Origin of the sequence: Sphaerochaeta sp. S2 (genome assembly GCF_016406725.1) — a bacterium.
In the GTDB taxonomy this organism is placed as follows: domain Bacteria; phylum Spirochaetota; class Spirochaetia; order Sphaerochaetales; family Sphaerochaetaceae; genus Sphaerochaeta.
In genome coordinates, this window is sequence record NZ_JAEKNT010000178.1 from 1 (window position 1) to 7,394 (window position 7,394).

Annotated in this window: 9 protein-coding genes; 2 read left to right on the forward strand and 7 right to left on the reverse strand. The window is 43.7% G+C overall.

Features of this window, described 5'->3' with window-relative positions; genetic code table 11:
- The 3 genes from JF818_RS04695 to JF818_RS04705 form a co-directional block, all read right to left on the reverse strand.
- Positions 1-975: type II toxin-antitoxin system HipA family toxin (locus tag JF818_RS04695; RefSeq protein WP_198890814.1), on the reverse strand; the 975-nt coding region annotated here is incomplete at its 3' end.
- Positions 959-1,291 (reverse strand): helix-turn-helix domain-containing protein, encoded by a 333-nt coding sequence (locus tag JF818_RS04700; protein WP_198890815.1) that lies wholly within the window; start codon positions 1,289-1,291, stop codon positions 959-961. The genes JF818_RS04700 and JF818_RS04695, both read right to left, overlap by 17 nt.
- 131 nt (positions 1,292-1,422) lie before the next feature.
- The gene (locus JF818_RS04705) at positions 1,423-2,460 is read right to left on the reverse strand and encodes an ImmA/IrrE family metallo-endopeptidase (protein WP_198890816.1); all 1,038 of its coding nucleotides are present in this window, start codon (positions 2,458-2,460) and stop codon (positions 1,423-1,425) included.
- A gap of 264 nt (positions 2,461-2,724) precedes the next feature.
- Between JF818_RS04705 and JF818_RS04710 the strand changes: the two genes are divergently transcribed.
- On the forward strand, positions 2,725-2,961 hold the full coding sequence (locus JF818_RS04710) for a helix-turn-helix transcriptional regulator (protein ID WP_255528427.1): 237 nt from the start codon (positions 2,725-2,727) through the stop codon (positions 2,959-2,961).
- Positions 2,962-2,984: 23 nt separating this feature from the next.
- On the opposite strand, the gene JF818_RS04715 is transcribed toward JF818_RS04710, so the two are convergent.
- Both JF818_RS04715 and JF818_RS04720 read right to left on the reverse strand, forming a co-directional pair.
- On the reverse strand, positions 2,985-4,064 hold the full coding sequence (locus JF818_RS04715; protein ID WP_198890817.1) for an ImmA/IrrE family metallo-endopeptidase: 1,080 nt from the start codon (positions 4,062-4,064) through the stop codon (positions 2,985-2,987).
- 250 nt (positions 4,065-4,314) lie between these two features.
- Entirely contained in the window at positions 4,315-5,253 is a 939-nt protein-coding gene (locus JF818_RS04720) for an ATP-binding protein (RefSeq protein WP_198890818.1), read from the reverse strand.
- 719 nt (positions 5,254-5,972) lie between these two features.
- Between JF818_RS04720 and JF818_RS04725 the strand changes: the two genes are divergently transcribed.
- Positions 5,973-6,224, forward strand: coding sequence for a helix-turn-helix domain-containing protein (locus JF818_RS04725; protein ID WP_198890819.1), 252 nt, complete (start codon positions 5,973-5,975; stop codon positions 6,222-6,224).
- 357 nt (positions 6,225-6,581) lie between these two features.
- On the opposite strand, the gene JF818_RS04730 is transcribed toward JF818_RS04725, so the two are convergent.
- Complete coding sequence (locus JF818_RS04730) at positions 6,582-6,986, reverse strand: GFA family protein (protein WP_198890820.1); 405 nt, start codon at positions 6,984-6,986, stop codon at positions 6,582-6,584.
- A 176-nt stretch (positions 6,987-7,162) separates the two neighbouring features.
- Positions 7,163-7,330 (reverse strand): diguanylate cyclase domain-containing protein, encoded by a 168-nt coding sequence (locus JF818_RS04735; protein ID WP_198890821.1) that lies wholly within the window; start codon positions 7,328-7,330, stop codon positions 7,163-7,165.
- Between the last annotated feature and the right edge of the window lie 64 nt (positions 7,331-7,394).

A 7,394-nucleotide genomic window follows, 5' to 3' on the forward strand; every position in this document is an offset into this window, starting at 1 on the left:
TCCTTGAGGTGTCAGCAAGAATCCGTGGTTCCTCAGATGGTCGTCGGTATTGGAGACAGCGATGGTGAAGATAATTCTTTTGAAAAGCTGTTTCAAATCAGTATCTGGTTGTGCACCCATCTGAATGATGCATTCCACCAGATCCAGATAGCTAGCCTCTTGTCCATCTGTTTTACCTGTCAATGTCATTGCAGAAGCAAAATGAATACGCTCATGACCGTCTGAACGATCAAAGCGTTTTGAGAGAAAGGTATCCCCTCCAGAAGAAAATGTTTCAAGTCTTGCCTGTGGCATATCAATACCACATTTCACGGCAAGGTCATGTATGACCATTTCCCAAGCTCCGCTATTGAGCGTATCATGCCGGGATGGGAATTTGGCTATCCAGAGATTTCCTTTCTCATCCACCACTGTTGCTTTGGGGCGTGCGCCTCCCAATGAAGAACCTGGTAGTATCAGATGGTGTATCCACGATCCTTCAGTCTCTTCATTTTGCTCAAACAAGGATGTGTGGTGTTCCAGCATACGCAACTCAGTCCATGGCGGGGTGGCTAATGCTGTATGCTCAGCAAGAAAGGACGAGCTCTCTGGAAGCTTGTAGCGAATCGCTCCCATACGAGAAGCATCATCAACCCCAAGAAGATACTCTCTTTCCTGAAGCTTCTGCATTGCTCTCTTTTCTTCTTTTGCCAATAAGGCCTCTCTTCTTTGCATGAGCACGCGTCCCCAACGATCAGGACAAGAATCTAGGAAAAAGCCAAATCCTGTTTTATCGGGTTGCTGATATTGGTATCCTCTGAAAGGCTGGATGTCTGGATCGATTTGGTATATGGGTGCATAGCTATGCAGCCAGTTGCTGTCATACGTGAATGAGAATACTTCTCTCTGTCGTGTGGATTGCATCTGTAAAGAGCCTATGAGGACAGGTCCGTTCAGACCTACCCAATCGGCATAGACTTCAATCGTGTTTGCCATGAGTTTTCCTCTTGGTTGCGCGCTTGCCTACGGGAAGATTCATATCCTGGAGTGTTCTCCCCAGTACATCATCCTTGGCAATGAGAAGCAAATCATCAACAAGACCGATGGCAAGGAGTACTTGTATATATGCTCCCATCGAGACAGAAGGTGAGCCCTTCTCGATTGCCCAGAGTGTTGCCCGGCTGATCCCCGCCCTCTCTGCAACCAGGGTTGCAGGGAGTTCTCTTCGTAGTCTGGCTAGTTTTATCTGTACACCCATCTGAGTGAGTTTTCGCTGTGCTGAGGGTAACAGCGTGATCGTTTTCTGTCCCATAGAAAAAGCTTAGGTTCTTTCTATCGAGTTGTCAATGAACTGACAGGTTAATGTTCAATTATAGAAACAAATTGAGTATATAGTCTGTAATATTGAACGTTATTGGTTCTCAAATCTTTACATCACTCTTTTTACATGAACCTATCCGCATGGAACTCCATCAAGTTCTTTCCCAGTAATTCTGCAGCTTTCGATTCTCCAATGAGGTGTTCTCCAAGAGCACGATACACGAGTCTGGTAAAGAGGGAAGTCTTTTCCAGTTGGTATGGTTCTCCCGGTTCTTGTTTTCTCCAACCTCTTGAGGAAAATAATTTACATACCTTCGTGTATTCAGTTTGTGATATGATCCCTGTATCGAAAGCCCTTCTTATACAAGCTTGCATGCTGATGCCGTAACGATGTTTCAGATGGTAGAGCTCAGCTATCTCCAAGGTATGCCTTTTCTCTCCAATCTCTCTCTTAAGTGATTCGAGTGGAAGAAGAAGGGCTCCTGCAAAACGATGGCAACAGCGCTCTTCATCAAGATTACTATCCAACAAACCTGATAAAAGATGATGTGCAAGTTCATGTGCCATCGTGAATCGTTGGCGTGTTCCATCCCCATTGTTTTGGCACACAATGATTGGCATGTCCTCAATTACTGCTTGTAATCCATCGCACATGCCTTCAGTCGCATATGAAATCATGATGACTATATACCCATGTTCTTCCAGAAGAGCCGTAAGATCAGTAATGCTTTGTGACCCAAGTCCCCATTTCTCACGGATGGTATTTGCATACATTTCTATATCTTCATAGGAATGCAGGATATTTGCCGGTAGGTCCAAATTAGGTGAATCAATCGGAAAGTTTGGCCAGAGGTTCTTGAGCTCCATCCAACGTTCTGCTTGATCTAATACTTCAGCTTCTATCTTGTGTAATGTCTTCTTTGGAAGGGATGCTCTTTTCCTATACTGTATCTCACCCAGTACTATCGTATTTGGTCGGAAAAAGTACTCACTTTTTACCCCTAGAGTTTTTGCGAGACGAATGAGCACTGGAGAGGAAGGCATGCTTTCTCCATGTTCATATTTTTTGATCATATTTGCACTGATACCAACGCTGTCTCCAAGTTCCTTCATTGATAATCCGGAAGCAGAGCGAGCACGTCCAAAACGTTCTCCAAACATGGCAGGCTTCTCCTTTGGTTTATATAATATTACTTTATTATAAAAACGTAAACCATTAGAGTAGAATTTCTGTTGAGCTTGTTACTTGAGACCAACAGGTGACAATCAGTCACTGAGACAGCGCTCTCAGCCCTTGAGGCATCATGTACTGATTCGCATTCCGAGTGCTGTAGTACTCAATACAAGGCAGGGAATGCAGCAACACGAAGGGTGGTAAGTCCATAGGGTATAAGTATCAAGTCCTCAGTACTCAATCGACATCTCCTGAGAAAAATCTTCCACCAATCCTACGGTATGACCATTTCCTCTTGCATCCACAAGACACGGATTCACTATGCACAGAACCTGTTGCTGAAGAACACCATGAACGTAAACGACATCGCCCTTGCCTCTGGATTCTCCGACCCTGGCTATTTCAGGACTGTCTTCAAGCGTATGGTGGGTGTGAACCCCAGTGAGTACCGTTCTGCATATGAGAAGTTGCATATTAATACTGAGTAGATAGTGCCAATAGATTGATAAATCTAGGCTTCTATCAGGGTAATCTTGCTTTTAAGTGTATTCAGATGACTGTACGGGATAAGCTTATCATGTTGTAGCCGAGATACCACAATACCAGGATGTACATGCTGTGTTTCTGCAAACGCTCTTACCTCTGCATGAGAGAATACCTTGTTATTGCAAAATGCTTCATAGGCGGTTGTATCAAGAAAGAAGGTTTCGGCGAATTGATTGGCTTCGGTTTCTTGCGATGCAGTGCTGGATTCATCTTGTTCACAAGAAATGATGGTACGCTTGCTTTCATAGTGTAATAACAAGTGACCAATTTCATGCATGAGTGCGAACCATGCATGGTCATGTGTCTTGTATCGAAGGCTGAGATAGATTGCAGGGTTTCCTTTGTACGTAGTAAGCGCTCCACGAACCTTGCTGTTGCTTATTGCAGGATAAATCACCAGATAGATACCCAATGCATTGAGAAGTTTGCGAGCGCGAAGCAACGAATCAGAGGTATTCCCTTCATAGGCAATATGCTTAAGTTCGTTGAGTGCTTTTTTAAGCTTTCTCGCTGAATAGCTCAAGGAGAGATCCTCATTCTGAATTTCCAGTTCTTCTCGGCAGAGGTTCAGCCAGATTGCAATTGGTTCCAATGACCCTCCATCTTCCATGAATGATACCGAAAGAGCTGCATAGGTAGGTTCGAATTGAGAGAAGTCACTGATTTGAAGAAGTGAGAGCATTTCAGTTGCTTGCTTCTCAAGATTCCAACCAAGATCTCCAAAAACTTCTTTGAAATGGAATCGCTTCGCAATTTCCTGTAATGCTTGCTTGCTGTATGAATACACTGGTTCTTGTTCTCGAGCTACGGCCTCCCGATACTTGGTTTCATACTGCAACCAGTATGATGCCGGGACCGGCGTGAGCACTTTCTCCAATTTGAGCGCCACCTCTTCTGTAAGTCTACTGGTTCCATTCAAGAGGTGGGACAGATGTTTCTCGCTGATTCCTGTCCTGGTTGATAACTCCTTTTGGGTCAGGTGATATGCATCGAGATAGTCTTTAATGACATTCCCAGTTGGGACAGTAGATAGTACACTCTTCATTTTCTTACATAGCCGTTCATTTTATCATATTCTCTCTACTTTCTTAGAGGTATAGATAGCTTCCAATGAACCATTCCTTCTTTCATAAATTCTAGGATAATTAACCTCATAGGTCAATTATTATATCAATTATTCTGTTGAGCAAGGGATACTGTGGCAATGCTACGACTGGTTATCGCTTCTGAAAGAATGGGCAGCGTCATCGAGATTCATCTGATCAGGAAGGGGGGTGTATCACACTAGAGCTTCCTCATGAGTGATTCAGTACATATCTCTTTGTTTTTCCCCGACCTTGTTTTTTGATCAGGGAAGCATCAATCATCTGATGGAGGATGAGGTATGCATGGGTCTTCTTTACTCCAAGCAAAGTTTGTGCTGATTCATCAGTGACATAACCTTCTCTTTGAACTTCCTCCAAGATTTGTTTGAATTGCTTGGACGAGTAGAGCGGAATAGGTTCCTTTGCACTTGCTTCCACTGGTTGACTCTCGTTCTGGTTTGGAAGGACTATTTTGAATGTGTTGGGTGTGACTTCGATTTGTTCATGGGCTGCCATATGTGTATATAGTTCTCTGATCCTACGTAGTCCGGTCCCATAAGCTTCAATATAACCCAAACGATGAAAGATATCAGCAAGCAAACGGTTCCTTGGTTGTGAAATACCAGCCATAATGTCCATTGTGGTTAGCCCTCCCACAAGACCCCCAATGGAAACAAATTCAATGTGTTTTTTTGTAATGGTTATGATGATGCTTCCACTATAAGCATAGTCTCGATGCATGATTGCGTTGAGTAATGCTTCCCGAAGGGCTTGTTTTGGGTAATCCCAATACTCGCGACGAGATAGATCGTCAATCTGAAAACGATTCTGATTACACAACATAAGATAGGTATAGGTATCTTCCAATTGTGTCAGGACCGACCCACTGAATTCTTTCGCAGAATTAAAGGTTGTTTTTGCCTCGTCACTGAATACAGCTACCTTAATAGTATGCATACACTGATCTGAGAGTAGAAGGCCAAGATTTGTATAAAGCCCAGTCTCTTCAATGATGCCAAGTCGAATGAAATGTTCTTTTTCAAACGGTATGCCTTTCTCTTTGTATACGAGCCTTGCTTGTTCAAAGGTCAAGTCCTGGATGAGGGAGCGCATACGTTCATAATAATCTCCATCACTAATCTTGATCATTTGACGTATTTTTTCATCGGAGGCAGGGGCAGTTGAAGTTCCTTGCCGTATATATACTCCTGCCGGCTTGAGACCTTTCTTCTACAGTTTTCTATCATATATTCCAGTATATACTGAATATTCACTATGCTAAAGTGAAAATTCACTATTGATTGTAGATCATGGACCAGATGGACTGAATATCACCGCTCTGGTCGACTAAGTGGCTGGAACAGCAAACTCCCACAGAGTGGCTTAACCGTAAGCGACAGTATGTGGCAAATGGGTCATGAATGGTTGGTTGATTTAAGAACCTTGTTATTACAAGCATCAATATGATAGGCACATTGCTTTCTTGCTCCGTTTTTTATAGAAATTGGCTTGTTTGTGTACATGATGCCGTTGTCTTTTATAAAAAACTTACAAAATGTATAAATGACCAGCGGGTGATACTCCGAGGAAAACCAGTGTTGCATACATAGAGAAGAATCAGCCATGTCATTTTGTCTTGAGAAGATAGCTTTCGTAGTATCGTTGTAGGTCTCTAACAGTTCCATATGAAGAGCAATTGAAAATAACTGCCGATACCGGCAAAAATTTTCAGTATTTCGATTTTTTTTTGAAATATAACTTAGATTATAGGTCATTCTATACCCTACAGGGTAAAAATCCTTAATTAACCCTATAGGGTATATCTACAATATATACCTTATGGGGTATGCTGTTTTTGTGGAGGACCTATGCAGAACCTAATATTGACCCCGTTCCAACTTGCCTACTATCTAAAAAGTAGACGAAAGAGCTTGAACCTCACACAGAAGCAAGCTGGAGAACTTGTGGGACTGTTGCCCAAGACCATATCTGCCCTGGAGTCTCATCCAGAGCGATGTTCCCTTGAAAGCTTTTTCAAGCTTGTCTCTGCTCTGGAGATTGAGATGCTCTTGCAACCAAAGCCTCCGCTAGATGAAGAGACAGAGAAGGATGAGTGGTGATGAAACATACCTTGGATATATGGATGAACGGAAAACATGTAGGAAAATGGACGCACTCAGGATCTTCGTAATGCGGCATGTGGTAGTTTCCTGAACTGAAGTAAATAATCTGCTTGTTTGTACTCCCTCTTCGGTTAGGGTAGCATCATGGCCAGTTGGCATACATGAATATCTTATAAAAAGAGTATCCCCAGTAAAACTACGCGATCAATAAAAGTTTTTAGGGGTACATCCCTATAAACTACGAGAAATCCAACAGTTTTTATGGGTATAACCCTAAACACCATGGAACATGGTAAACCAAAAAGAGCAGTTCGCTGTCGAACTGCTCAAATAATCGTTGTGGTGTTGTTCTTCCTATTCCGGCAGCCCTTCAAAACGGTGTATGTGCTCCAGGTCATGATCCCAGGATGCCTTGTCGGAGTTGAAGATATGGGCATTGGGGCGTAAGGATACCTCGCTGTCGAGCGACCCGGCTGGTACTACCAGCAGCTTTCCTCCCATCTGGAGATTGGGGAGTGCTGACCCGCACTCAGTGCAGAAGCTCTTGATATGCCCGCTTCCCTGGAAGTCAAAGGTTTTCACCAGGTTCTCTCCGGAGAGCCACCTGAGATGAGCGGAAGAGGAGAACAGATTGGCTGCATGGGCTGAACCTGTATCCTTACGGCATAGGTTGCAATGGCAGAGAAAGAAAGACTCAAAGTCACCTTCTACCACAAATGTTACTTTTCCACAGAGACATGAACCTTTGTGCTTGTGCATCGGCACCTCCTTGCCTTCCTATGGTGCTTGGTTCTGGGAAGCTTGTCCAGTAGTAAAAGGGCACCATAGCGTGATGACAAGGGAATAACACTGCCCTTACCTAAGGGTTGTTTCCCAAGAGACCATATAACAGGAGGGATCTTCTTTCATGAATGCATACTTGGGCATGAAGGATACTATGGAGTGATCCGGTACATCCTCGCCCCACCTTTTCCATTCTTCTTCACTTCATGCATCGCACTATCGGCATTACGGACCAATGATTCACTGCCGCTACTGCTTTCAGGGTAGAGGGCAATACCAATACTCGCTCCTACCTGATAGGTTCCCAACTTGGTGATCATCCTACACTTGGACTCTTCTCTACGGTCATCTCCAAGGGGTGGCAGGGGCGGGTATCTTCAGAGC